General features: G+C 69.4%; 23 protein-coding genes. 10 read left to right on the top strand and 13 right to left on the bottom strand.

The genetic code is table 11. The features are described from left to right. Positions 1-78 precede the first annotated feature (78 nt). On the bottom strand, positions 79-1,680 hold the full coding sequence (locus AB0H56_RS24290; RefSeq protein WP_357167510.1) for an ABC transporter substrate-binding protein: 1,602 nt from the start codon (positions 1,678-1,680) through the stop codon (positions 79-81). Positions 1,681-1,949: 269 nt separating this feature from the next. Further along, positions 1,950-3,497, bottom strand: coding sequence for an amidophosphoribosyltransferase (purF, locus tag AB0H56_RS24285; protein WP_357167385.1), 1,548 nt, complete (start codon positions 3,495-3,497; stop codon positions 1,950-1,952). 303 nt (positions 3,498-3,800) lie between these two features. On the opposite strand from purF, the gene AB0H56_RS24280 reads away from it, so the two are divergent. The 3 genes from AB0H56_RS24280 to AB0H56_RS24270 all read left to right on the top strand — a co-directional run bounded on the left by AB0H56_RS24280 (position 3,801) and on the right by AB0H56_RS24270 (position 5,933). Next, the gene (locus AB0H56_RS24280) at positions 3,801-5,048 is read left to right on the top strand and encodes an ABC transporter permease (RefSeq protein ID WP_357167383.1); all 1,248 of its coding nucleotides are present in this window, start codon (positions 3,801-3,803) and stop codon (positions 5,046-5,048) included. Positions 5,049-5,160: 112 nt separating this feature from the next. Next, positions 5,161-5,430 (top strand): DUF1778 domain-containing protein, encoded by a 270-nt coding sequence (locus tag AB0H56_RS24275; protein WP_357167381.1) that lies wholly within the window; start codon positions 5,161-5,163, stop codon positions 5,428-5,430. Between the two features lie 86 nt (positions 5,431-5,516). After that, complete coding sequence (locus tag AB0H56_RS24270; protein ID WP_357167379.1) at positions 5,517-5,933, top strand: GNAT family N-acetyltransferase; 417 nt, start codon at positions 5,517-5,519, stop codon at positions 5,931-5,933. 37 nt (positions 5,934-5,970) lie between these two features. Here the strand turns inward: AB0H56_RS24270 and AB0H56_RS24265 are convergent, their stop codons facing one another. Further along, a complete protein-coding gene (locus AB0H56_RS24265) occupies positions 5,971-6,375 on the bottom strand; it encodes a sterol carrier family protein (protein WP_357167377.1) in 405 nt (134 codons plus the stop codon). A gap of 52 nt (positions 6,376-6,427) precedes the next feature. Then, the gene (locus AB0H56_RS24260; RefSeq protein ID WP_357167375.1) at positions 6,428-7,066 is read right to left on the bottom strand and encodes a helix-turn-helix domain-containing protein; all 639 of its coding nucleotides are present in this window, start codon (positions 7,064-7,066) and stop codon (positions 6,428-6,430) included. Between the two features lie 82 nt (positions 7,067-7,148). On the opposite strand from AB0H56_RS24260, the gene AB0H56_RS24255 reads away from it, so the two are divergent. Then, on the top strand, positions 7,149-8,018 hold the full coding sequence (locus tag AB0H56_RS24255) for an alpha/beta hydrolase (RefSeq protein WP_357167373.1): 870 nt from the start codon (positions 7,149-7,151) through the stop codon (positions 8,016-8,018). Between the two features lie 168 nt (positions 8,019-8,186). Here AB0H56_RS24255 and AB0H56_RS24250 read toward each other — a convergent pair whose 3' ends face one another. Both AB0H56_RS24250 and AB0H56_RS24245 read right to left on the bottom strand, forming a co-directional pair. Beyond that, complete coding sequence (locus tag AB0H56_RS24250; protein WP_357167371.1) at positions 8,187-8,849, bottom strand: CPBP family intramembrane glutamic endopeptidase; 663 nt, start codon at positions 8,847-8,849, stop codon at positions 8,187-8,189. Between the two features lie 151 nt (positions 8,850-9,000). Continuing rightward, complete coding sequence (locus AB0H56_RS24245) at positions 9,001-10,731, bottom strand: alpha/beta-hydrolase family protein (protein ID WP_357167369.1); 1,731 nt, start codon at positions 10,729-10,731, stop codon at positions 9,001-9,003. 142 nt (positions 10,732-10,873) lie between these two features. On the opposite strand from AB0H56_RS24245, the gene AB0H56_RS24240 reads away from it, so the two are divergent. Continuing rightward, positions 10,874-11,164 carry a YiaA/YiaB family inner membrane protein gene (locus AB0H56_RS24240; protein ID WP_110037407.1) on the top strand — a complete coding sequence of 97 codons (291 nt, stop codon included), beginning with the start codon at positions 10,874-10,876 and terminating at the stop codon, positions 11,162-11,164. A 49-nt stretch (positions 11,165-11,213) separates the two neighbouring features. On the opposite strand, the gene AB0H56_RS24235 is transcribed toward AB0H56_RS24240, so the two are convergent. Both AB0H56_RS24235 and purL read right to left on the bottom strand, forming a co-directional pair. Beyond that, positions 11,214-12,992, bottom strand: coding sequence for an alpha/beta hydrolase (locus AB0H56_RS24235; RefSeq protein ID WP_357167366.1), 1,779 nt, complete (start codon positions 12,990-12,992; stop codon positions 11,214-11,216). A gap of 130 nt (positions 12,993-13,122) precedes the next feature. Further along, a complete protein-coding gene (gene purL, locus AB0H56_RS24230; RefSeq protein ID WP_357167364.1) occupies positions 13,123-15,417 on the bottom strand; it encodes a phosphoribosylformylglycinamidine synthase subunit PurL in 2,295 nt (764 codons plus the stop codon). Between the two features lie 165 nt (positions 15,418-15,582). On the opposite strand from purL, the gene AB0H56_RS24225 reads away from it, so the two are divergent. Next, complete coding sequence (locus AB0H56_RS24225; protein WP_357167363.1) at positions 15,583-16,878, top strand: glycosyltransferase 87 family protein; 1,296 nt, start codon at positions 15,583-15,585, stop codon at positions 16,876-16,878. Between the two features lie 4 nt (positions 16,879-16,882). On the opposite strand, the gene AB0H56_RS24220 is transcribed toward AB0H56_RS24225, so the two are convergent. Next, positions 16,883-18,175 (bottom strand): M18 family aminopeptidase, encoded by a 1,293-nt coding sequence (locus AB0H56_RS24220; protein WP_357167361.1) that lies wholly within the window; start codon positions 18,173-18,175, stop codon positions 16,883-16,885. Between the two features lie 34 nt (positions 18,176-18,209). Here AB0H56_RS24220 and AB0H56_RS24215 point away from each other — a divergent pair, with 34 nt between their 5' ends. Both AB0H56_RS24215 and AB0H56_RS24210 read left to right on the top strand, forming a co-directional pair. Beyond that, positions 18,210-19,082 (top strand): helix-turn-helix domain-containing protein, encoded by an 873-nt coding sequence (locus AB0H56_RS24215; protein WP_357167359.1) that lies wholly within the window; start codon positions 18,210-18,212, stop codon positions 19,080-19,082. Between the two features lie 7 nt (positions 19,083-19,089). Then, entirely contained in the window at positions 19,090-20,208 is a 1,119-nt protein-coding gene (locus AB0H56_RS24210) for a serine hydrolase domain-containing protein (protein ID WP_357167358.1), read from the top strand. Positions 20,209-20,215: 7 nt separating this feature from the next. Here AB0H56_RS24210 and AB0H56_RS24205 read toward each other — a convergent pair whose 3' ends face one another. Then, positions 20,216-20,647 carry a MarR family transcriptional regulator gene (locus tag AB0H56_RS24205; RefSeq protein WP_232996383.1) on the bottom strand — a complete coding sequence of 144 codons (432 nt, stop codon included), beginning with the start codon at positions 20,645-20,647 and terminating at the stop codon, positions 20,216-20,218. Between the two features lie 41 nt (positions 20,648-20,688). Here AB0H56_RS24205 and AB0H56_RS24200 point away from each other — a divergent pair, with 41 nt between their 5' ends. Beyond that, a complete protein-coding gene (locus AB0H56_RS24200; protein ID WP_357167355.1) occupies positions 20,689-21,765 on the top strand; it encodes a substrate-binding domain-containing protein in 1,077 nt (358 codons plus the stop codon). A gap of 63 nt (positions 21,766-21,828) precedes the next feature. Here AB0H56_RS24200 and purQ read toward each other — a convergent pair whose 3' ends face one another. Both purQ and purS read right to left on the bottom strand, forming a co-directional pair. After that, complete coding sequence (purQ, locus tag AB0H56_RS24195; protein ID WP_357167354.1) at positions 21,829-22,506, bottom strand: phosphoribosylformylglycinamidine synthase subunit PurQ; 678 nt, start codon at positions 22,504-22,506, stop codon at positions 21,829-21,831. Next, positions 22,503-22,739 carry a phosphoribosylformylglycinamidine synthase subunit PurS gene (gene purS, locus AB0H56_RS24190; protein WP_357167352.1) on the bottom strand — a complete coding sequence of 79 codons (237 nt, stop codon included), beginning with the start codon at positions 22,737-22,739 and terminating at the stop codon, positions 22,503-22,505. The genes purQ and purS overlap by 4 nt, the downstream gene beginning before the upstream one ends. 98 nt (positions 22,740-22,837) lie before the next feature. Here purS and AB0H56_RS24185 point away from each other — a divergent pair, with 98 nt between their 5' ends. Next, entirely contained in the window at positions 22,838-23,482 is a 645-nt protein-coding gene (locus AB0H56_RS24185) for an MBL fold metallo-hydrolase (protein WP_357167350.1), read from the top strand. Here the strand turns inward: AB0H56_RS24185 and AB0H56_RS24180 are convergent, their stop codons facing one another. Then, on the bottom strand, positions 23,483-24,400 hold the full coding sequence (locus tag AB0H56_RS24180) for an AraC family transcriptional regulator (RefSeq protein WP_357167348.1): 918 nt from the start codon (positions 24,398-24,400) through the stop codon (positions 23,483-23,485). It abuts the gene before it with no gap. Between the last annotated feature and the right edge of the window lie 85 nt (positions 24,401-24,485).

Raw genomic sequence — 24,485 nt, 5'->3', positions numbered from 1 at the left:
ACTGCCCGCCGCCCTTGCTCTTTCCCGTCCCCGTGCGCCGCGCCCGGACCGGCGATCCGGGCGCGGCGGTGTCCTGACTCACTTGCCCAGCACCGTGAACCGGAACTTGAAGGAGCCGTCGAGGGTCTGGTCGAGCCCGGTGACGCCGGGCTTGGAGACCGCGACCTGCTTACCCGAGAGCAGCGGCAGGGTCGGCAGATGGTTCTGCGCCAGGTCGGTCTGCAGCCGCTTGATCAGCTCGAGCCGCTTGGTCTTGTCCGGCTCGGTGGCCTCGGCGGTCAGCTGCGCGTTGATGCCGGGGTTCTCGAAGTGCGACTGCAGGAAGTTGTTCGGGCCGAAGAACGGCGAGAGGTAGTTGTCGGCGTCCGGGAAGTCCGGGAACCAGCCGAACTGGTACAGCGGGTAGGTGTCGGAGGCGCGTTCGCGCTGGTAGGTCACCCACTCGGTGGACTGCAGGTTCACCTTGAACAGGCCGGAGGCCTCGAGCTGCGACTTGATCGCGGCGTACTCCTCCGACGAACTCGGACCGTAGTGGTCCGGGTTGTACTGCAGGTTCAGCGTCACCGGCGCGGCCACCCCGGCGTCGGCGAGGAACTTGGCGGCCTTGTCCTTGTCGGGCTTGGCGCCGTAGATGTCCTGCAGCGGCGTCGCGGCGCCCGGCATGCCCTGCGGCACATAGCCGAACGCGGGCTGGTAGGTGCCCTTGTACACGTTGGTGGCCAGCGCCTCGCGGTCGATCGAGGACGCCATCGCCTTGCGCACGGCCAGCTTCTGCTCGGGGGTGTTGCCCGGCATGGTGTTCATGTTGAACACCAGGTAGCGCAGCTCGCCGCCGGGACCGTCGGTCACCTTGACGTTGCTGTCCTTGCGCAGGGCGTCGATATCGGTGGGCGTGAACGAGCGGTAGCCGGCGTCGATGGCGCCGTTCTGCAGGTCCAGCTTCAGGTTGTCGGAGGTCGCGTAGTACTTGGTCGAGACCGACTCGGTCTTCGGCGTGCCGAGCAGACCCTGGTAGTCCCCGTACGCCTTGTACTCGACCAGCTTGTTCTTGTCGTAACTGGCGATCGTGTACGGGCCCGAATAGCCCTTGGCGGCAACCACTTCCTCGTCGGTGGCCACCCGGTCGGCCGGGAACACCTGCTCGTCGACGATCGGGCCCGCCTGGGTCGGCAGGATCGTCGGGAAAGTCTGGTCGTTGGCGACCTTCAGCGTGAACGCGACGGTGAGATCGTCGACCACGTCGGTCTTGTCGAGATTGCCGAGCAGCGAGGCGGGACCGTGCGGATCATTGATCTTCACCATGCGGTCGAAGGAGAACTTCACGCTCTTGGCGGTGAGCGGGTTCCCGTTGGCGAATTTCAGCCCGGATTTGATCTTGCAGGTGTAGACGGTCGGTGCGCTGAACTCGCACTTCTCCGCCGCGTCGGGCTGGGGCGTGGTATCGCCCGGTGCGAAATTCAGCAGGTACGAATAGATCTGGGTCTCCACCAGCAGCGAGCCGTTGTCGTAGGCCGCGGCCGGGTCGAGTGCGAAGATCTTGTCGGTGGTGCCGACGACCAGGCCACCGCCCGAGCCGGCCTCGTCGGTCCGGCCGGAGCCGCACCCGGCCAGCGCGGCGGCGACCACGGCGGCGATTCCCACTGCGGCAACTTGTTTCGCGCGATTCTTGCGTCCGCCCATTGCACTGTTCAACATCAGGTCCCATTCTCGAACGCCTGCGTCGCCGCCACACCCGGATCTCGGGTGCGGTGACGACGCGGTGAGCTAGCGATATAACGGGGGACCGTACAGGCGAACCATTACCGCCCAGTTTCAAATCGAGCGAAAAATTGCCGTCATGTTATGAACTAATCTTACGAAATATTCGTGCACCGGAATTTCTTGCGTACACAACGCGAAAAGGGCCGGCCAGGCTTATCCTGACCGACCCTTCCGCTGCACGAGTGACGCTACGGCCTGCTCAACGCGTCGGCGTTGACGTTCTCCGCCAGCAGCCGCGACTCCGGCTTGCCCGACAACATGCCCTCGAGCACGTTCTTGCCGATGGCGGCTTCCTCCGGCAGCGGGATCGGGTACTCGCCGGTGAAGCAGGCCGTGCACAGCCGCGAGGCGGGCTGCTCGGTGGCCGCGATCATGCCCTCGGTGGAGATGTAGCCGAGGCTGTCGGCGCCGATCGAGCGGCGCACGTTGTCGACCATGTCGGCGTAGCTGTCGTCGGCGCCGGTGCCGTTGGCGATCAACTCCGCGCGCGAGGCGAAGTCGATGCCGTAGAAGCAGGGCCACTTCACCGGCGGCGAGGCGATCCGCACGTGGATCTCCAGCGCGCCCGCCTCCCGCAGCATGCGGATCAGCGCGCGCTGAGTGTTGCCGCGCACGATGGAGTCGTCGACGACGATGAGCCGCTTGCCGCGGATCACCTCGCGCAGCGGGTTGAGCTTGAGCCGGATGCCGAGCTGACGGATGGTCTGGCTCGGCTGGATGAAGGTGCGGCCCACATAGGCGTTCTTCATCAGGCCCTGGCCGTAGGGAATGCCGGAACCCTGCGCGTAGCCGACCGCGGCCGGGGTGCCCGATTCCGGGACCGGGATCACCAGGTCGGCCTCGACCGGGTTCTCCTTGGCCAGCTTGCGGCCGATCTCCACGCGGGTGGAGTGCACCGAGCGCCCGGCGATCGTGGTGTCGGGGCGGGCCAGGTACACGTACTCGAAGACACAGCCCTTGGGTTCGGGGTTGGCGAAGCGCATCGAGCGCACGCCGTCGGAGTCGATCGCGAGCAGCTCGCCCGGCTCGATCTCGCGGACGAACGCCGCGCCGACGATGTCGAGCGCCGCGGTCTCCGAGGCGACCACCCAGCCGCGCTCCAGCCTGCCGAGCACCAGCGGGCGCACGCCGTGCGGGTCGCGCGCCGCGTACAGGGTGTGCTCGTCCATGAAGGTCAGGCAGAACGCGCCGCGCAGCTGCGGCAGCAGCTCCATCGCGGCCTGTTCGATGCTCGAGTCCGCGGCGGCGTGGGCCAGCAGCGCGGTGACGATGTCGGAATCGGAAGTGGCGCCGGTCATCTGCGGGCGGCCGTCGATCACGCCGGCCCCGATGAGGCCCAGTTCGCGTGCGCGACCGGCCAATTCGGCGGTGTTGACCAGGTTGCCGTTGTGCCCGAGCGCGAGCCCGGAGCCGACGGCGGTGGTGCGGAAGATCGGCTGCGCGTTCTCCCAGGTGACCCCACCGGTGGTGGAGTAGCGACAGTGGCCGACGGCGATGTGCCCCGGCATCGCGCCGAGGGTCTGCTCGTCGAAGACCTGGCTGACCAGGCCGAGATCCTTGAAGACCAGGATCTGGGAGCCGTCGGAGACGGCTATGCCCGCCGCCTCCTGCCCGCGGTGCTGCAGGGCGTACAGGCCGTAGTAGGTGAGCTTGGCGACGTCCTCGTCGGGAGCCCAGACGCCGAAGACGCCACACTCCTCGCGGGGCTCGTTCTCGGGCTCGTGAGAGTCATTCACCGTTTGCTCCCTGTTCGGGCGGGCTGGGGGCACCCGTCATTCTACGGGTGAAGACGACCGCGTTGTACGCGCGCTCGCACACCGGCGGCAATCATGGGTCGCGAACCCACCGATCGGCCCCGACGAGCTGTTACCGTGCGCAAGGTGACGACTGACCACAGCGCGCACGAACCGGCCGATGATGCCGCTCAGAACAGTGAGAACACCCCGTCGGAGCCGAAAGATTCCGGGCGGCCCGAGACCGGCGGAGCGACATTCGCCACATCCGGGCCGGAACGGCGTCACTGGTCCCACATTGTGGTCATGCCGACCCTGGTGCTCACCGTGCTCACCGCCCTGCTCGGCGTGATGTACCTCGGTTACATCGCCGATCCCGAGGAGAACCTGCACGACTTCCCGGTGGCACTGGTCAACCTCGATGTCGGCGACGTGACGAGCACCGGCGCGCGCGTCGACTACGGCAAGCAGGTGGCCGACGGGCTCATCGCCAACGTGCCGACCGACAAGGTCGACCTGCGGGTGGTCGGCAAGTCGGAGTCCGAGCAGTTGCTGCGCAACGCGCAGGTCTACGGCGCCATCATCATCTCCGGCGACTTCAGCAAACGGCTGGGCAATCTCGGGGTCGGCAGCGTGGTGGCCGGCGAGATGGAGAAGCCGGTCATCACGCTGCAGACCAATCCGAGGATGGGCGCCTTCGGCACCCAGATCGTGCATCGCATCGGCGATCAGGCACTGGTCGAGGTCAACAAGCAGGTCGGCGCCCAGCTCACCCAGCAGGTGCGCGACACCCTCGCCAAGACGCCGGAGGGCGCGCCGGTTCCCGAGGTGTCGGGCGCGGCGATGATCACCCTGGAGACCCCGGTCGACGTGGCGCAGCAGCAGTTCCGTCCGCTGCCGCCCGGCACCGGCGAAGGTCTGACGGCGTTCTTCTACGCGCTGCTGTTGCTGCTGGCCGGGATGGTCGGCGGCATGATCATCCACACGATGATCGACGCGCACCTCGGTTTCGTCCCCACCGAATACGGGCCGTGGTTCGTGCACTATCCGACCGCGTCGATCTCGCGGTTCCACACGCTGCTCATCAAGTGGGGCGTGATGGCGCTGGCCGCGGTGATCGTGTCGATCGTGTTCATGATCGCGGCGCGGATCGTAGGCATGCCGATGGACAATCCGCTGGCCCTGTTCCTGTTCTCGGTGCTGGCCATGATCGCCGTCGGCTGGACCGCCCTCACCTCACTCGCCGCGCTCGGCACCGCGGGCCTGCTGGTGAACCTGGCCCTGTTCGTCATCCTCGGCCTGCCGTCCTCCGGCGGCACCGTCCCGATCGAGGCCATCCCGACCCAGTTCGTCTGGCTCGCCGAATTCGAACCGATGCACCAGGTCTTCCTCGGCGTCCGCTCGATCCTCTACTTCGAGGCCAACTACGAAGCGGGCCTCGACCGCGGCATCTGGATGTCCCTGCTCGGCATCGCCATCGCCGTCGTCGCGGGCATCCTCATCACCCGCTACTACGACCGCAAGGGCCTCCACCGCACGAACGCCACGGCCTGAGCCGCGGCGCCACAACTCGCTAGAACATCCCGTACATTGTCCGTACAATTGACTGGAACAACGAGGACAACCTGCGGACCCGCCGCGTTCCAGACCCGGAAGGGGCATCGACATGACAACGAAGTCCCAACGAGTCGAGGTTCGGCTCGACAAGGAACGACAGACACAACTCCAAGCCGCCGCCGACGCGGTCAACGAGACCTTGAGCGAATTCATCCGCGCGGCGGCCTTCGACCGCGCGGATCGGATCTTGGCGCTGTCGAGCCGAACACTGATGCCCGCCGAACAGTTCGACGCGATGATGTCATCACTCGATGCACCCGATGAGGCGCCGGCGTTGGCGAAGGCCGCCGCGAAGCCCCGAGTCTTCGTTCGCCGATGACGTGGATCTCGACGGCGATCACCGTCGACCACAAACTCAGCGAGTTCGACTGCGGGAAACCGGTTCTCGACGAGTGGCTGCAGCGCATGGCGTTGCAGGCCGAGCAGCGTTGGACCAGCCGCACCTATGTATGGATCACCGAGGGCGATCCGACCGTGCGCGCCTACTATGCGATCGCGCCCACCCAGGTGGAGCGCGATGTCGACGGCCTTTCCCAGAAGCTGTCCTCCGGATTGAAGGTCGTCCCCGCGTTCCTCCTCGCGAAATTCGCGCTCGATCGAAGTCTGCACGGGCAGGGTTTGGGCGAACAATTGCTCATCGACGCGGTCTCCAAGATCTTGGGCGCGGCTCAGACGACGGGCGGTCGGCTGATCGTCGTCGACGCCATCGATGAGGCGGCGGCCGCGTTCTACTCGCGTTTCGGGTTCGTACACGTCGCCAACACCGAAAACCGACTGGTGATGAAGACGTCGACAGCGTTGTCCGCGTTCGGGGTGCGCTGAGACCGGGGCGATGGGCCGCACCGGCGAGCACCGGGCATCAGATCTGCTCGCCGGTCGGCCGGAGCGGCACGATCGGGAGCCATGCGGCGATCTCGTTCGCGCGGGTGCCCGAGACCGAGAGGGCGCCGGACTCGACGGCCGCGTCGAAGTCGAGCAGACCGGTGGCCAGGAGCAGCCAGGTCCTGGCGTCGGTCTCGACCACGTTCGGCGGTGTCCCCCTGGTGTGCCGCGGCCCTTCCACGCACTGCACCGCCACGAACGGCGGCACCCGCACCTCCACCGAATGCCCCGGCGCATCCGCCGCCAACGCCCGCGCGGTCCCACGCACCGCGGCGGCGATGGCGGCCCGCTCCGGTGTCACCGACTCCGCCACCAGTAGCCACTCGGCCACCTCCGCGACGGCGGCCCGCACCTCCGCCGCGCCCATCACCTTCCGCGCCATACGGACGACGCTACCGAGCGGCACCGACGGCGACGGTCACCGGGCGGCGGGGTCAGCCCTGGCCGGCGTGCAGGGCGGTGATGCGGAGGTCGAGGTATTCGCGCATCATCTGGCGGGCGTCGGTGTCGGTGTCGCCGAGGAGGGCCAGGCGTTTGGTGTGGGCGAGCAGGAGGAGGCCGGAGAGGTGGGCGAGGACGTCGGCGGTGATGACGCGGGCTCGGTCGGCGGTGGCGCCGAGTTCGATGGTGGCCGAGACCATCGGGGCGAGGCCGGCGAGCATGACGGCGTTGAGGTCCGCGTTCAGTTCGGCGCCGAGGCCGTGCGGGCGGATGCCGCCGCGGAAGAGGTAGAAGCCGAGGTCGAGGTCGCGGGGATTGCCGTCGTAGAAATCGAAGAAGGCCAGGCCCGCCGCGCGGAACCGGTCAGCCGGGTCGGCCAGGACGGTCACCGCGGCCACCTCGGCCGACAGCCGTTCCAGCGATTCGCCGAGCAGCGCGGCGTAGATGTGTTCCTTGCTCGGGAAATAGCCGTAGAGGGCGCCGGGGGTGTAGCCGGCGGCGGTCGCGATCGCCCGGATGTTGGCCGCGTCGACGCCGTCCCTTTCGAAGATCGTCCGGGCCGCGCGCAGGATGATCGCCCGTTTCGCCTCGGCGATCTCGTCGCGGCGCCCCGCCCGGCTCGGTTCGGCCACTGGTCCCCACTTCCCTTCGATCGGGTCCTCACGCTACATTCTGAACATCGTTCAGCACAGTGAACGTAGTTCAGGAGGTGTCATGTCGAGCTCGCCCGAGCCGCTGGAACCCACCACGCTGCGCCTGCGCGGCGCCGACGGGCTGGCGCTGGCCGCCGATGCCTTCGGCCCCGCCGACGGACCACTCGTGGTGATGCTGCACGGCGGTGGCCAGAACCGGCACTCGTGGAAGCGCACCGGCCGCGCCCTGGCGGCCGAGGGCATGCGGGTGGTCGCCGTCGACGCGCGCGGCCACGGCGACAGCGAGTGGTCACCGACGCGCAACTACACGCGCGAGGTGATGGTCGGCGATCTGCTCACCGTGCTCGCGCAACTCGGCGCGACACCGGAGCACGGCGCGGTGGTGGTCGGCGCCAGCATGGGCGGCATCACCGGCCTGCTCACGACCGCGGCGCCCGGCGGCGCGGCGATCCGCGCGCTGGTGCTGGTCGACATCGTGCCCCGCTCGGAATCCAAGGGCGTGGAGCGCGTGATGGACTTCCTCGGCAGGCATCGCGACGGTTTCGACACCCTCGACCAGGTGGCCGACGCGGTCGCCGCCTACCTGCCGCACCGCCCGCGCCCCGACAACGCCGACGGCCTGTTGCGCAACCTGCGTCAGCGCGAGGGCCGGTGGTACTGGCACTGGGACCCGGACCTGATCAGCAACCTCGACACCGACGCCGAGGCCCGCATCGCCGAGATGGAAGCGGCCGCCGAGGCTCTGACCATCCCGGTCCTGCTCGTCCGCGGCGGCAAATCCGATGTCGTCAGCGACGAGGGCACCGCCGCCTTCCTCGCCTTGGCGCCGCACGCCCGCCTCGCCGAGATCTCCGCGGCCGCCCACACCGCCGCGGGCGACGACAACGACGCCTTCACCGACGCCGTGGCGGGCTTCGTCGCGACAGCCTGACTACGGACCGCGAATCTCATTGCGGCACAGGCCGCCGCGAGCGGAGTAGCGACAGCCTGCCGTCGGCTGGACATCGTCCGCAGGCAGCCGTGCGAAGCGACGATCGCCCCGGCGGCAACTCCGCGCAGTGAGCGAATCGCCTGCCGAGTAGAGAGCGGCCCGCCGGGCTCAGCGGCCGGACCGGGCTTCGAGCCGCAGCGCCACAAGCGGCAGCAGTGCTCCTCCGGCGTTGATCGCCAGATGGAGCAAGGCGGGTGCGGTCGCGCTGCCGGTGTGTCTGCGCAGCGCGCCGAAGACCAGCCCGGCCAAGGTGGTGAGGGCTACGGTTCCGGCCACCGATTCGCCGGTGGTGCGGGCGGCGTTGATGTGGCACAGGCCGAAATCGAGTGCCCCCACCCCCGCCGCCACGCGCGGGTCGGTGATGTCGTCGAGCAGCGGGTCGAGCGTGCCGCGGAAGACGGTCTCCTCGGCCAGCACCGTGCCGACGGGAATGTGCAGGACGATCCACTCGAGCGTCGAGGTCTCCGGCACCCGTTCGGCGACTTCGAGCGGCAACCGCCGCAATGCCGGAACCGCGAGAGCCATACCGTAGCCGGCGAATACCAGCGCCGCGCCACCGATGCCCCAGCGAAATCCGTTGGCCGACAACCAGTTCGGACGACCGCTGAACACCACCGCATACCCCGCCGCGAACCCGAGGTTCGCCACTGTCCGCCCACGCAGCGGCAGGTCCAGCGCGGGCAGCACCCGATTGCTCCACACCGGCGGCAGCCCCAGCGCGAACATCCCACGCGCCCACTGCCACAGCGGCGACAATCCCAGCGCGAACATCCCACGCGCCCTCAGCCATAGCGACGCCGGACGCCGCGACCCTCCACCCCGCGTCACCGCGCCCGCCGCGGGATACGGGGCGCGCACCACAGCGGTCCGACCGGTTCAGCGTCGCCGCTCAACCGTGTCGCGGCACTCGTCTCGGGCAGCATCACTTGACCTCCCGCTCGTACGCCTCCGCGGATTCCAGTGCGGCACGCGCCTTCTCGACCGTCTCGGCGCTCACCCCCGGCGGCTCCGCCACCGCCAACCACCCGTCGAGCACCAGCGACCCGTACCGGTGCCCGTGCCCGTCCGAAACCCCTTGCGCATTGGTCAGATCGGCCGTCACCTGCCAGAACGTCACGAACGGCGCCCACCGCATCTGCGTCGAGACATCCGCGCCGCGTGGCTCGCTCAACCAGTCCGGCTGGGTGAAGATGAGATCGGCCGACCACCACACGATGGGATCGGACGGGTGCTGCAGGTAGGCGATGCGTGGCTCCAGCCAGGTGACGCCCTTCGCCAGATCCCCCGCGTCGTCGGCGAATCGGACGACCAGCCCGTCGGCGTAGCGCGGCGCCACCTCGGGCGATCCGGGGTCGCGCCGGTCGACGAACTGCCGCCACAGCCGATTCGAGTTCGGCGGGCCGACCCACAACGCGCCGTCGACCTCCTCACGCAGATCGGCCAGCCCGTCGAAGGCGTCCTCGGAGCCCTGGGAGCCCAGGCTCTCCCCGTACACGAACAGCTTCGGCCGATGCTCCGGCGGCCGGGTCGAGATCCGCTCGTACACCGCGTCGAACAGTTCCCGGCCCGCCGCGGCCGCCTTCGCCCGGTCGGACAGGAACGACAGCACGCTCGGCAGATACGAGTACTGGGTGGCGACGATGGCGGTGTCGCCGCCGTAGAGGTATTCGATCGCGCCTGCCGCCATCCCGTTGACCCAGCCGGTGCCGGTGGTGGTGACCACCACGATCGCCGACCGGTCGAAGGCCTTGGTTCGCTCGAGTTCGTCGACGGCCAGCCGGGCCGCGGTCTGCTCGCCGGTGACCGACTCCAAACCCACATATGCCCGGATCGGTTCGCGCGCCGGCTGTCCCGTCACCGCCGTGATGTCCGCGGCGCGCGGTCCGTTGGCGACGAACCAGCGGCCCTCGTAGCCGAGGGTCTCCCACGGCGCGAGCGAGGCGTCACTGCCCGAGCGTTCGGGCTGCGCCGGTCGCACGGCGTGCTCGGTCATCCGGTCGTTGCGCACGCTGAACGCGGAATTGGCCACCGCGAACAGCGCCCGCGACGCCACACCGTTGACGATGGTCACCGTGAACACCACCAGCACCAGCGCGCCCGCGGCCGGGGCGAGCTCGCGCGGCACCCGCACCCACCGGTTCAGCTGCCGCGCCAGCACCAGCACCAGCGTGCGCACGGTCCGGTAGGCGGCGACCACCACGACGCCGACCGCCACACTGAGCAACCCGGTCCGCAGGTAGGCGGGCGTGGTCGTGCCCGCCATCCCCATCAGCGAGGTGATCTCGCGCTGCCAGCGCGCCGACTGCACCAGCATCAGCGCGGCGACCAGCGCGCACACGACGAGCACCGTCGCCTTGATGCCGTAGCGCAGCCGGTCCGAGGGGCTGGGAATCGGGATCTTCGCCCGGACCCAGCGCCGGAACAGCCATTCGAGCACGCACCCGAGCCCGTACCCGATGGCGGCGTTGATACCGCTGATCAGGCCCTGGAACAGCCAGTCGCGCGGCACCAGCGAGGGCGTCACCGACAGCGCGAAGAACAGGGTGGCCAGGACCAGGCCGGGATAGTTCAGGTCGATGATGTCCTCGAGGCGGCGCAGCACCCCGGCGCCGCGCGCACGCAGCGTGTCTAGGGTGGAGCCTGTCGCGGACACCGATCCAGTATGGCTGGCCGGTTCCGGCCCAGCGGGGTGTTGTGGATGGCGCGTCGGTCACTCTCGGCGGGCGGCAACTACCCATCGCACTCGAGTAGTTTCACGCGCCCGCGCGAAACCCCCGCTCAGCACACTGATTTCCATGAGCACACCGAATGCCAAGCCGAAGAACACCTCGGCGTACATGGTTCAGGCCGCGATCGCGTTCGCCGTCAGCCTGTTCGGCACCGCCGCGGGCATCTACTACCTGCCGCTGGACGCCTGGCAGCGCGGGTTCCTCGCGATGTCGGGGCTGTTCCTGGTGACCAGCTGCTTCACCCTCGCGAAGGTCGTGCGCGACCAGCAGGAGGCGCAGTCGCTGATCGGGCGGATCGACGAGGCGCGGCTGGAACAGCTGATCGCCGAACACAATCCGTTCCGGTCGGTGTCGTAGCCGGGGCAGGGGCAGCCCCGATCGAGGGGTTCGGCGCTGCCCCGCCCGGCTACTTCAGCTGATGCTCGGTGGCCGCGGACTCGATCAGGTACGCCTTGATCCGCGCCGCCGATTCCGGTGTGTAGTCCGGCGGTTGGGCCACCGCGGCCCACGCGTCGGGCACCACGTTGCCGTAGTTGTGGCCGTGCCCGTTCGACACCGATTGCGCGCGCGGCAGATCCGCGGCGACCTGCCAGAACGTGACGATCGGATACCACGCCATCGCGCTCGACACATCGGGTCCGCGCCGCTCGGCCAACCAGTCCGGCCGCTCGAACAGCAGATCCGGCGACCACCACACCACCGGGTCGGACGCGTGTTGCAGGTAGACGATGCGCGGATCGGTCCACTTGTCCGACGGCCGCGCGAGCTGGTCGGCGCTGGACGCGAAGCGCACCGAGAGCCCGTCGGCGAAGATCGGGGTGATCTCCTCGGTGCCCGGATCGCGCCTGCGCACGAACTCCGACCAGAGCCGATTGGAGTTGGGCGGTCCCACCCACAGCACGCCGTCGGCGCGATTGCGGATGTCGGCCAGCCCCGAGAACGCGCCCTCCGAGCCCTGCGATCCCAGGCTCTCGCCGTAGACCAGCAGCTTGGGCCTGGTTTCCTCGGGCAGCGCGGCCCAGCGCTCGTAGACCTTGTCGAACAGCAAGCGGCCCATGGTCATCGACTTGTCGCGGTCGGACAGGAACGACAGCGCGCTGGGCAGATACGAGTACTGAGTGGCGACCAGGGCCGTGTCGCCACCGAACATCAGCTCGACGGATTCAGCGCTGGTCGAGTCGACCCAGCCGGTGCCGGTCGTGCTGATCACCACCAGCACTTCGCGTTCGAAGGCCTTGGTGCGGTCGAGTTCGGCGACGGCCAGGTCGGTCTGCGCCTCGAAACCGTCGGCCGATTCCAGGCCCGCGTACACCCGGATCGGTTCGCGCGCGGGCTTTCCGGTGACCTGGCTGATGGCCAGCGCGGTCGGCGCGTTCGAGACGAACCATCGGCCCTCGGAACCGAGCGTGTCCCAGGCGGCCAGGGATTCGGGGCTGCCGGAGCGTTCGGGCAGCGTCGGCTGGATCGCGTGCGCCGAGGTGTGTCCGTTGCGCGCGCTGAACGCCGAATTGGCCACGGCGAAGAAGGCTTTCGCGAGGACGCCGTTGAACAGCAGGACGGCGACCACGCCGACGACGAGCGCCCCGAGCGGCCTGGCCACCGAGGTCGGCACCCGCACCCATTGGTTGAGGCCCCGCGCCACCGCGCGAGCCAGCCGGGCGACCCCACGCGAGATCCAGATCAGCAGCCCGACCACGACCGCGCCCACCAGCAGGGTGCGCAGGTATCCGGAATCGGCGCCGATCGGCTCCATGTCCATCAGGTCGGTGATCTCGCGCTGCCAGCGCCCGGACTGGATCGTCATCAGGATCGCCGCGAGCAGGCAGAGCGCCACGATCACCGCTTTGATCGCGAGCGCCGTCCAGCTCGGCCGCCGCTCCCACAGCTCCGTGGCCCTGGCCGGCAGCGTGATCCGCGGCGCCACCCAGCGCCGCCACGCCCAGGCCAGCAGGCAGCCGAGGCCGTAGCCGATGGTGGCGTTGATCCCGCTGACCAGGCCCTGGAAGAACCAGTCGCGCGGCAGCAGCGAGGGCGTCATCGACCAGCAGAACAGGATCGTGGCCACGACGAGGCCCACGTAGTTCGGGTGGAAGAACCGCTCCGCCACATGCAGCGCCCGGACGAACGGATTCGGCCGTCCGGGCGTTGTCGCGACCGCCGCACCGGCGGTGTCGTGCACAGTCATCGTCGTTCCCTCCGCTGAGCCGGAACACTCAGGCGGAGAGAACGAACCCGAGGGGTCAGGCTGGGTCCACGGCGCCTGCTCGGGCGACCTCCGTGGTCACGCTGCGCTACCGCCTCCGGCCGCTGGCCGATCAGGCGGTGTGCGCTCCGAACAGCTTAGGCAGGGTGCCCTCGAACGCCTCGCGCAATTCAGCGAGTGTCACCGAGAACTGGCCCTGCACCTCGACCGAATCCGAGCCCTGATCGACCACGCCGATGCGCGCCCACGGCAGCTGGCGCGCCTCGCACATCCTGGTGAACCGGGTCTCCTCCGAGCGCGGCACCGCGACGAGCACGCGGCCCGCCGACTCCGAGAACAGCTCGACGAACGGGTCGGAGCCCTCGGGCAGGATGATCCGGCAGCCGGTCTCCCCCGCCAGCGCGGCCTCGACGACGGTCTGCGCCAGGCCACCCTCGGACAGGTCGTGCGCGGCCGAGATCATGCCGTCGCGCGAACCCGAGGTGAGCACCTCCGAGAGCAGCTGCTCGCGGGCGAAGTCGACCTTCGGCGGCACGCCACCGAGGTGATCGTGCACGACCTGCGACCAGATCGAGCCGTCGAGCTCGTCGCGGGTCTCGCCGAGCAGGATCAGCGACTCGCCCGGCTCGAGGCCGAGGCCGGTCGGGATGCGGCGGTGCACATCGTCGATCACGCCGAGCACGCCGACGACCGGGGTGGGCAGGATGGCGTCCTTGCCGGTCTGGTTGTAGAAGCTGACGTTGCCGCCGGTCACCGGAATACCAAGGGCCGCACAGCCGTCCGCGAGACCGCGCACGGCCTGCTGGAACTGCCACATCACGCCCGGGTCCTCCGGCGAACCGAAGTTGAGGCAGTTGGTGACGGCCTTCGGGGTGGCGCCGGTGGTGGCGACATTACGGAAGGCCTCGGCCAGCGCCAGCTGCGCGCCGGTGTACGGGTCGAGCTTGGTGTAGCGGCCCGAGGCGTCGGTGGCCAGCGCGATACCGCGACCGGACTCCTCGTCGATGCGCACCACGCCGGCGTCGGCGTGCTCGGCGAGCACGGTGTTGCCGCGCACGTAGCGGTCGTACTGCTCGGTGATCCACTTGCGGCTGCACAGCTGCGGGCTGGCGATCATCGTCAGCAGCGTCTCGCGCAGCTCGTCGGCCGTCTTGGGCCGGGGGAGGTTCGCGGTGGTGTCGGCGATCAGCGCGTCCTGGTAGTCGGGACGCTGGACCGGGCGCTCGTAGACCGGGCCCTCGTGGGCGACCGTGCGCGGCGGCACGTCGACGACGGTCTCACCGTGCCAGCTGATGACGAGGTGATCACCGTCGGTGACCTCACCGATGACGGTCGCCAGCACGTCGTGGCGCTTGCAGACGGCCATGAAGGCGTCCACGTTCTCCGGGGTGACGACCGCGCACATGCGCTCCTGCGACTCGCTCGACAGGATCTCGGCCGGAGTCATGTGCGCGGCGCGCAGCGGGACCTTGGTGAGGTCGATGTGCATGCCGCCGTCGCCGGCCGCGGCGAGTTCGGACGTGGCGCAGGACAGCCCGGCGCCGCCGAGGTCCTGGATGCCGACGACCAGTCCGGCCTTGTACAGGTCGAGACAGCACTCGATGAGCACCTTCTCGGTGAACGGGTCACCGACCTGCACGGCGGGCAGCTTCTTGCGGCCGGTGCCGGTCTCCTCGCCGGAGAAGGTGTCCGAGGCGAGCACGGACACGCCGCCGATGCCGTCGAGGCCGGTGCGCGCGCCGAACAGGATGATCTTGTTGCCCGCGCCGGAGGCGAAGGCCAGGTGCAGGTCCTCCACGCGCATGGCGCCCGCGCAGAGCGCGTTCACCAGCGGGTTGCCCTGGTAGGAGGCGTCGAAGACGGTCTCGCCGCCCACGTTCGGCAGGCCGAGGGAGTTGCCGTAGCCGCCGATGCCGCGGACCACGCCGTCGACCACGCGACGGGTGTCGTGGGCGTCGGCCGCGCCGAAGCGCAGCTGGTCCATCACCGCGATCGGACGCGCGCCCATCGCCATGATGTCGCGCACGATGCCGCCGACGCCGGTGGCAGCGCCCTGATAGGGCTCGACGTAGGACGGGTGGTTGTGGCTCTCCACCTTGAAGGTGACCGCCCAGCCGTCGCCGATGTCGACCACGCCCGCGTTCTCGCCGATGCCTGCCAGCATCGAGGCCTTCATCTCGGGGGTGGTCGTCTCACCGAAGTAGCGCAGGTGCACCTTCGAGGACTTGTAGGAGCAGTGCTCGCTCCACATCACGGAGTACATCGCCAGTTCGGCGTCGGTGGGCCGACGGCCCAGAATCTCCTTGATGCGGGCGTACTCGTCGTCTTTGAGACCGAGTTCCTTGTACGGCTGCGGAGCATCCGGGGTGGCTGCGGCGGTAGCGACGGTGTCGACCTGCAGTGTCACGGGAGACCAGGGTCCTTTCGGCCGGGGGAACTTGACTGCAGAGTCTAATTGGCCCTCGTCGCGGCCGAACGGCCCGCCCCGAGTATTGCGAACAAGTGACAGACGTCGCACTCGCCCAGGTCACACCTGCGCTTGGGGCACGGCCCGACCCGCTAGTCTGACGCCGTGAACGAGAGTCCGGGGGTTGCCGAGCAGGTCGAGTCTCCTGTTCCCGCGCACGACGCGGCGCCCAGCTCGCTTCCCGCCGGGCCGTCGGCCACGTCCGAGGCCACCGATCGGCAGCGGCGCAGGCTGTTCGCCGCGATCGGCCTGTTCCTCTTCTCCGCGGTCGTCGCGGTGCTGGCGCACTGGTGGCACGGATACATCGACCTGCAGGTCTACCGCAACGGCGCGCGCGTCTGGCTCGACGGCGGCGACCTGTACGGGCCGATGCCGCCGGTCATGGGTCTCGGCCTGCCCTTCACCTATCCCCCGCTGGCGGCGGCGTTCTTCGTGCCGCTGGCGCTGATGCCGCTGCCGGTGGCCGAGGTCGTCGTGCTGGCGACCTCGCTGCTGAGCCTGGCCGTCGCCCTGTGGGTGGTGCTGGTGCGGATCCGGCCCGAGCTCGACCGGATCTCGGTGCTGACCCTCGTGATCGCCGGGCTCGGGCTCGCCCAGTTCCTCGAGCCCGTCCGCCAGACGGTGAACTTCGGCCAGATCAACCTGATCCTGATGGCCGCGATCACCGTCGACGTGCTGGTGCGCAAGCCGTTCTGGCCGCGCGGCATGCTCATCGGCATCGCGGTCTCGATCAAGCTGATCCCCGCCGCCTACCTGCTGTACTTCCTGCTGCGCCGGGACTGGAAGGCCGCGGGCACGATGGTGGTGTCGGCGGCGGGCGCGGTCGGCGTCGGGTTCCTGCTGTTCCCGAACGACTCGGTGCAGTACTGGTTCCACACCGTCACCGACACCGGCCGCATCGGCACGCCGTATTTCGCGGGCAACCAGTCGATCAAGGGCACGCTGTTCCGGCTCGGCCTCGACGAGTCGGTGGCGACCGGACTGTGGCTGCTGCTCTCGGCGCTGACGATCACGCTGGCCGCGGTGTGGATGTACCGGCTGATCGGCGCGGGCCGCGACGTCTCGGCGCTGCTGGTCAACGCGGCCGCCGTGCTGCTGGTCTCGCCGGTGTCGTGGTCGCACCACTGGGTGTGGGTCGCCCCGGCGCTGGTCGTCGCCGTCGACCAGGCCACGCGCCGCCGCTCGCGCGGATTCACCACGCTCGTGGGCGTTTTCACGGTGCTGTTCATCATCGGGCCGCAGTGGGTGCTGCCGCATTCGGGCGGCAAGGAACTCGCCTGGGCGTGGTGGCAGCAGATCATCGGCAGCACCTATGTGTGGGCCACCTTCGCGGTGATCGTCTACGCGGTGATCACCTATCGGCCCGAGCGCAAGCCCGCGGCTGAACCGGCCGCCGCCTGACCGCTCAGTCGAGCTCGGCCGGGGTCAGGAAGGCCGCCAGCGCCGCCGCGTAGGCGGGCACGTCGGCCGCGCCCATGAGTTCCCGGCAGGAGTGCATGGCCAGCTGCGGTGCGCCGACGTCGACGGTGGAGATGCCGGTGCGGGCCGCGGTCATCGGGCCGATGGTGGAACCGCAGGGCAGATCGGCGCGGTGCACGTAGCGCTGCAACGGCACCCCCGCCTGCGCGCAGGCCAGCGCGAACGCGCCCGCGCCCGCGGCATCGGTGGCGTAGCGCAGGTTCTGGTTGACCTTGAGCACCGGCCCGCCGCCGACCTCGATCCGGTGCGCGGGCTCGTGCCGATCCGGATAGTTGGGGTGGGTGGCGTGGGCCATGTCGCCGGAGGCGACGACCGAACCGGCCAGCGCGGCGAGGTAGTCGGCACGACCACCGCCGCGGGCGAGCACGATCCGTTCCAGCACGGCGGGCAGCAGATCCGACTGCGCGCCCCGATCCGACTGGCTGCCGACCTCCTCGTGGTCGAACATCACCAGCACCGGCGTCGCGGCGCCGGGATCGTCGATGGCGGCGAGGAAGGCCTGCAGTCCCGCGTAGCAGGTGCCCTGGTTGTCCAGCCGGGGCGCGCTCACCAGGTCGTTGTCGCGTCCGACCAGCGTGCTCGGGGCCAGGTCGTGGGTCATCAGTTCCCAGCCGAGCACATCGGCGCCGTCGACGCCGGCCCGCTCGGCCACGAAGTCGAGGAACGACGCGGGCGCGTCACCGGTCCCCCAGATCGCGTTGACGTGCCGCTGCGGATCCAGGGTCACCCCGCGCCGGTCCTCGGACAGGTGGATGGCCAGCTGCGGTACCCGCAGGATCGGTTCGTCGACGCGCACCAGCACGTCCCGCATCCGCGCGCCCTCGCGCACGCTCAACCGCCCGGAGATCCCGAGTTCACGGTCCAGCCACGAGTTCAGCCACGCGCCGCCGTAGGGCTCGAGCCCGACCAGTTGCCAGCCCGAGCCTGCCAGGTCGGGGTGTTGCTTGACGCGCAGATTGGGACTGTCGGTGTGCGCGCCGACCACCCGGAACGGGTCGGTGGGCGCCGCGTCGTAGTCGGCCCACGCGATGAGCGAACCACCGCGCACCACATAGTGTTTCCCGCCCGCGCTCTCCCACGGCTGTGCCTCCGACAGCGGCGTGAACCCGTTCGCCGCCAATTCCTCGGCGACCGTCGCGCACACGTGGAAGGGCGACGGCGAAGCGTCGATGAAGGCGCACAGGCCACTCGCCGTGGCCGCGGTCAGAGATACGGGCATATTCGCGATCGTATCTTTCCCCTAGCCTGGAGTGGTGGGGACTGTGGACTTCGACCACCGCTCCGATGACGGCTGGGATTTCGCGGGTCCGGCCGCTGCCGTGCCGCCGGGCATCTCGATTATCGGGTACCGCGACACGGCCGGGACCGGCGTCGATCTGCGCGTGGCCGGGGCCGCGGTGGTCACCGTGCTGATCGAATTCGGCGAACGCGGATTGGTCGTCGACGATGTGTCCGGCACTCGGAACCTGGGCGGATTCGTCGCGGGAATGCCCATCGAACCCATGCGAATTCGTGGTGCGCGGGCGGCGTGTATCGAGGTTCGGCTCGCCCCGACCCTGGCGTATTCACTGCTCGGCGTCGCCCCCGCGGAATTGGGCCGTGGCGCACTCGACCTCGACGACCTGTGGGGCTCGCGCGCTCAGCGCCTCCGCGAGCGCCTCGCCGCCGCGCCGACCTGGGACGAGCGGTTCGAGTTGACGAAATCGTTTCTGACACAGGGCGATCGGCCCAGGCGAGTCGCCGACCCGGAGGTGCTCGCCTCCTGGGATCGCATCCTCAGCACCGGCGGCCGGGTACGCATCGGCGCGCTGGCCGAATCGCTCGGTTGGAGCCACAAGCGACTGTGGGCGCGCTTCGAGTCCCAGATCGGCCTGACGCCCAAGCGGGCGGCCATGCTGGTCCGGTTCCGAGCAGCGGTCGACGGCCTGCTGGCAGGCAGGCCCGCCGCCGAGGTCGCCGTGGAGTGCGGATACACCGATCAGGCGCATCTGTGTCGCGACGTGGCGATCTTCGCCGACCGGACACCGGGCGCGCTGGCGACGCACTATCTGCCCGACATCGCCAGGCACCGATACCGGGCATGGGGAAAATTCTTCCAATACCCGGCGGGAGCCACCGCCCGATAGTTGTGCCGTGACCACGACTTTCGATCCAGCAAAGCTCCAGATCGCCATGGAGACCATCCACCACGCGGGTCTGCCCGGCGTCTTCGCCGAGGTACGCGCCTGCGACGAGACCTGGCGCGGCGCCGCGGGCGTCGCCGATCTCGCCACCGGCCGCCCCGTCACGCCCGACCTGCGACACCGCGTCGGCAGCATCACCAAGACGTTCACCGCCGCCGCGGTCCTGCGCCTGGTGGAGGACGGCCTGCTGTCGCTCGACACGCCCATCGGGCACCACCTGCCGCACCTGGTGCCCGGCGACCGCGGCGCCGCGATCACGATCCGGATGTTGATCGACCACACCAGCGGCCTCGCCGACGTCCTGCCGCACGCCTACCCGTCCCTCGCAGCTTTCCCCGACCTGACGAAGACGACACCGGCCAGCCTCGACGACCATCGCTTCACCCGATTCGTCCCGGCCGACCTCATCGAACTCGGCGTCTCGGCGCCGGCCACGGGCGTGCCGGGCGGCCGACCCGGCGTGTACTCCAACACCAACTACCTGCTGCTGTGCGAACTCGTCACCGCCGTGACCGGACTGGACGCGCGGGAGTACATCGCCGCCGCCGTCATCGAGCCCGCCGGGCTGCGCGACACCGAACTCCCCACGGGCCCGGAGCTCGACGGACCGCATTCGCTGCACTACGAGTCCTGGTTCGGCATGATCGACCCACCGCGCGACTACAGCGTCTACGACATGTCCTGGGTGGGACCCGCGGCCTCGCTCATCTCTACCGTCGCGGATCTGAACCGCTTCTACCGGCTGCTGCTCGCCGGCGAGATCATCGGCGCGTCGTCGCTGGAACAGATGCGGCGCACCGGTCCGGTCGTCTCGTTCGAGGGCAAGATCATCGAGTACGGACTCGGCCTGCAGAAGATGACAGTGCCGGGGCACGGCGAATTCTGGGGCCACGAGGGTTCGGTCTGGGGCGGCGGTGCGCTGTCCTGGATCAGCGCCGACGGCACGCGCCAGCTGTCGCTCGCGGTGAACATGCAGCGCTGGAACAGTCTCGACGCCACGGGAAAACCACTGCCCCACCCCATCGACCACGCGCTGGGCGCCTTCGTCGAACTCGCGTTGAGCAGCTGATCCGGCGTTACAGGTCGGCGATGACAGCGAGCGCGGCGGCCAGCTCGCCGTAGCGGCGTACGCCCAGCCGCGCTCGCAATTCGTCCTCGGCGAGCTGTTCCTGCGTCCTGACCCGGTCGACCACTTTCGCGCCGAGACCGCTCAGACCGATCAGGATGCGGCGGCGGTCATCGGTCGCGGCGACCCGGAAGATCAGGCCGCGTTCGGCGAGATAATCGGCGTGCCGGGTGGCCGAAGACGGCGCCAAACGCGCGGCGGCCGCCAATTCGGACATGGTCATGCCGTCATCGGTGGAAAGCTGCGAAAGAATGGCCCAGTGATCGGCGGTGAGATTGTCGGCCGACAGCGCCGATTCCAGCCGGCGGACCCAGTTGCGTTCCGCCGAACGCAGCGCACCGTGCAGTGTGGAAGACCCACTTATGATGGACACCGATCGCATTTCCCACCTGCCGACATGATTTCAAAGCGATAGAGTACAGAATGCCAACGCGCGACGAGAGTCGGGACGAGACGATCGAGATTCTCTCGATCGTGCCGACGCAGGGCCCCGCGGGCATCATCGCCCCCTCCTGTACCGCCGCGATTTCCCTCGCCGTCGATGAAATCAATGGTGGCACAGGAATTCTGGGCCGCGAAATTCGGCTGACCACCATCGACGGCGGCCGTTCCCCGTATGCCGTCGCCGCCGAGGTGGAGGCATTTCTCGCGACCGGCATGGTCGGCGCGATCACCGGCTGGCACACCTCGGCGGTGCGCCGCGCGGTCGCCGACGCCGTCGACGGGCGGGTCCCCTACCTGTACGCGACCGACCACGAGGGCCTGCCCGACGAACGCCCCGGCGTCCTGCTGGTGGGCGAGCATCCCGATCACCAGACCGTGCCCGCCGTGGCGTGGATGGCGCGGGAACTGGGTGTGCGCAAGTGGGCGGTGATCGGCAACGACTACATCTGGCCCCGTCAGACGGTCAACGCGCTGCGCCGTGCGCTGCCCTCACCGGCCGATATCGTGCTCGAACAGTACGTCCCGCTCGGCACCCGGGATTTCCACGCGTTCCTGGACAGCCCCGCCCTCTTGCGCGCCGATGCGGTGCTCGTCCTGATGGTCGGCGCCGACACCGCCCGGTTCAACCGGCGATTCGCCGCGACCGGCCTGCCTGCGATCATGCCGCGCCTGAGCCCCGCCGTCGACGAGAACGTCCTGCTGAGCGCGGGGCCCGCCGCCAACGCCAACCTGTATGTCGCATCAAGCTTCTTCGTCGACGAGCGCACCGCCGACGGCCGCGATCGCCGGGCGCGCTACCGCAGACACCAGGGCGCGTTCGCCCCCGCGCTGACCACCTTCAGCAATTCCACGTACGAGGCGGTCCACCTGCTGCGCACCCTGGCCGACACGGTCGGCACCCTGGATGTGCCGACCATCGCGAGCCGCCTCGCCACCGGCATCATTCTGGACGGCCCGTCCGCCCGCAACGGCTTCCTCGGCAACCAAGCCGTCGGCCCGGCCCACCTCGCTCGCGCGGACGGCGTCGACTTCGACATCCTGGACCGGTTGCCCTAGTGACGACAACGCCCCGGCCTCATGGTGAGGTCGGGGCGTCGGTGGCGAGGGAGCGCCGGAAACTCAGGCTCCGACCAGGCTGTCGATGACGGAGTAGAACATGCCGAGACCGTCGTCGCTGGGGCCGGTGAGTGCCTCGGTCGCGTGCTCGGGGTGCGGCATCAGGCCGACGATCCGGCCGTTGGCCGAGGAGATGCCCGCGATCCCGCGCTGCGAGCCGTTCGGGTTGTCGCCGGCGTAGCGGAACACCACGCGGCCTTCGCCCTCGAGCTCGTCGAGCACCTGCGCCGAGGCCTGGTAGCGGCCCTCGCCCGACTTCAGCGGGATGAGGATCTGCGCGCCCTGCTCGTAGCGGGAGGTCCAGGCGGTGTTCGTCGCCTCGACCTGCAGCCACTCGTCGCGGCAGATGAAGTGCAGGCCCTCGTTGCGGGTGAGCGCGCCGGGCAGCAGGCCCGCCTCGCACAGCACCTGGAAGCCGTTGCAGATGCCGAGCACCGGCAGGCCCTGACCGGCGGCGCGCACGACCTCGCCCATCACCGGCGCGAACCGGGCGATGGCGCCGCAGCGCAGGTAGTCGCCGTAGGAGAAGCCACCGGGGACGATGACCGCGTCGACGCCCTTGATGTCGGCGTCGGCGTGCCACAGGCTCACGGCCTCGGCGCCGGCCAGCCGCACCGCGCGGGCGGCGTCGACATCGTCGAGCGTGCCCGGAAAAGTAATAACGCCGATACGCGCGCTCACTGGACCCGAACGACCTTCCAGTCCTCGATCACCGTGTTGGCCAGCAGCGCCTCGGCGATCTGCTCGAGCTGGGCGTCGGAGACACTCTCGTCGACCTCGAGCTCGAAGCGCTTGCCCTGCCGCACATCCGAGATTCCGGCGAATCCCAGACGCGGGAGCGCGCCGACCACGGCCTGTCCCTGGGGGTCCAGGATCTCGGCCTTCGGCATGACCTCGACCACGACTCGTGCCACGCGTTGCTCCTCATGTGGTGTGGGGGTTACGGAGAAATCCTAGTTGACCCGGCCGTCGTGCCCGCCTTCCGGGGTCGCCGCGGCTTAGCATCGGGGATATGCGCATCGCCCACTTCGGTCATTCCTGCATCCTCGTGGAACTGCACGGCACGAAAGTGCTCTTCGATCCGGGCACCTTCGCGCACGGCTTCGAGGGCATCACCGGACTGGACGCGATCGCGGTGACCCACCAGCATCCCGACCACATCGACCCGAACCGGATCGAGGCGCTGATCGAGGCCAACCCGACCGCGCGCCTGCTCTCGGACCCGCAGACCGCGCAGCAGCGCGCCGAGGGTTGGGAGCCGGTGTCGGCCGGCCAGGTGCTCGAACTCGGTGACCTGCAGATCACCGGTGGCGGCGGCAGGCACGCGGTGATCCACCCGGACATCCCGGTGATCGACAACACGGTCTTCCAACTCGGCACCGCCGCCGACCCGGCTCAGCTCGTGCACCCCGGTGACTCGCTGTGGGTGCCGCCGGTACCGGTCGGCGTGCTCGCCATCCCGGCCGCCGCACCGTGGATGCGGATCTGGGACGCCGTCGACTACCTGCGCGCGGTCAATCCACGGACCGCGCTGCCCATCCATCACGGCGTGATCGATCCGGCCGCGCACGGCATCTATTTCGGCAGGTTGACCGAGATGGCTCCGGCGGGCACCGAGTTCCGCGTCGTCGATCCGGAGAGCCAGGCCCAGTTCTGATCAGCGCCCGCGCCGATATCGTCCCGGCGCGATGCCGCGCTCCCGGGTGAACGCGCGGGAGAAGGTGTACTCGGAGGTGTAGCCGACCGCGGCGCCGACCTCGGCGACGCGCCGGTCGGTCTCCCGCAGGAGTTTGGCGGCCAGGCCGACCCTGACCCGGCTCAGGTAGGTCAGCGGAGGATCACCGACCAGCGTCTTGAATTCCCGCGCGAACGCGGGCCTCGACATGTGCACCTCGCGGGCCAGCCCCGCCACCGTCCACGGTCGCTGCGGCGCCTCGTGGATCAGTGACAGAGCGGCGCCGATCCGCGGGTCGCGGAGCGCGGTGAGCCACGACTGCGCGGTCGCGCCGTCCGCGGCGGCCAGCCACGCCCGGATCACCTGCACGAAAAGCACTTCGGTGAGCCGCGCGGCGACCGCGCGCGCACCGGGTCGCCCCTGTGTGCACTCCGCGGCGAGCAACCGGATCACCGCCTGCAGTTCCGGATCGGCGCTCATCCCGGGTATCCGGATCAGCGGCGGGAGCTCACCGAGCACCGGGTGTCCGGCGGCGTCGCCGTCGAATTCGAACTTGCCGCAGACGATCCGGGCGAGCGGCCCGGCGCCGCCGAGTTCGAGCACGCCGTCGCGGACCGGATGGGCCCGCTCGAGGTCGGCGTAGGGCAGCCCCGGATACCCCGGCTCGCCGGACAGGACGTGCGGTGCGCCCTGCGGCAGCAGCACCACGTCACCGGGCAGCAGTTGCCGCGGCGGCTCGTCGCGGTACCGCAACCAGCACGTGCCCTCGGCGATGAGATGGAACCCCGCCGTACCGGAACTCTCCACCGCACAACCCCATTCGGCACCCCGGCAACGCAGCTGAGTCAGCAGCACGCCCGCGAAACCCGTCGTCGACAGCACCTCGGCCAGCACATCCACGATTGCCAGATTAGCTCATGGAATCGTCGCGAGTGAGACGAAAGAGCAAGAATCACGCTACTTTCCGCCATTTCTATCCCGTTCC

It is taken from the genome of Nocardia sp. NPDC050717 (genome assembly GCF_040654275.1).
In the GTDB taxonomy this organism is placed as follows: Bacteria; Actinomycetota; Actinomycetes; order Mycobacteriales; family Mycobacteriaceae; genus Nocardia.
Note: the sequence above shows the minus strand (reverse complement) of the source record. Positions and strands in the feature narration are given on the sequence as shown.

Coding starts and splice junctions, on each gene's coding strand:
- AB0H56_RS24290 (WP_357167510.1), bottom strand. CDS start 1,680: ATGGGCGGACGCAAGAATCGCGCGAAACAAGTTGCCGCAGTGGGAATC.
- AB0H56_RS24280 (WP_357167383.1), top strand. CDS start 3,801: ATGCCGACCCTGGTGCTCACCGTGCTCACCGCCCTGCTCGGCGTGATG.
- AB0H56_RS24275 (WP_357167381.1), top strand. CDS start 5,161: ATGACAACGAAGTCCCAACGAGTCGAGGTTCGGCTCGACAAGGAACGA.
- AB0H56_RS24270 (WP_357167379.1), top strand. CDS start 5,517: ATGGCGTTGCAGGCCGAGCAGCGTTGGACCAGCCGCACCTATGTATGG.
- AB0H56_RS24265 (WP_357167377.1), bottom strand. CDS start 6,375: ATGGCGCGGAAGGTGATGGGCGCGGCGGAGGTGCGGGCCGCCGTCGCG.
- AB0H56_RS24255 (WP_357167373.1), top strand. CDS start 7,149: ATGTCGAGCTCGCCCGAGCCGCTGGAACCCACCACGCTGCGCCTGCGC.
- AB0H56_RS24250 (WP_357167371.1), bottom strand. CDS start 8,849: ATGTTCGCGCTGGGATTGTCGCCGCTGTGGCAGTGGGCGCGTGGGATG.
- AB0H56_RS24240 (WP_110037407.1), top strand. CDS start 10,874: ATGAGCACACCGAATGCCAAGCCGAAGAACACCTCGGCGTACATGGTT.
- AB0H56_RS24235 (WP_357167366.1), bottom strand. CDS start 12,992: ATGACTGTGCACGACACCGCCGGTGCGGCGGTCGCGACAACGCCCGGA.
- AB0H56_RS24220 (WP_357167361.1), bottom strand. CDS start 18,175: ATGCCCGTATCTCTGACCGCGGCCACGGCGAGTGGCCTGTGCGCCTTC.
- AB0H56_RS24205 (WP_232996383.1), bottom strand. CDS start 20,647: ATGCGATCGGTGTCCATCATAAGTGGGTCTTCCACACTGCACGGTGCG.
- AB0H56_RS24200 (WP_357167355.1), top strand. CDS start 20,689: ATGCCAACGCGCGACGAGAGTCGGGACGAGACGATCGAGATTCTCTCG.
- AB0H56_RS24185 (WP_357167350.1), top strand. CDS start 22,838: ATGCGCATCGCCCACTTCGGTCATTCCTGCATCCTCGTGGAACTGCAC.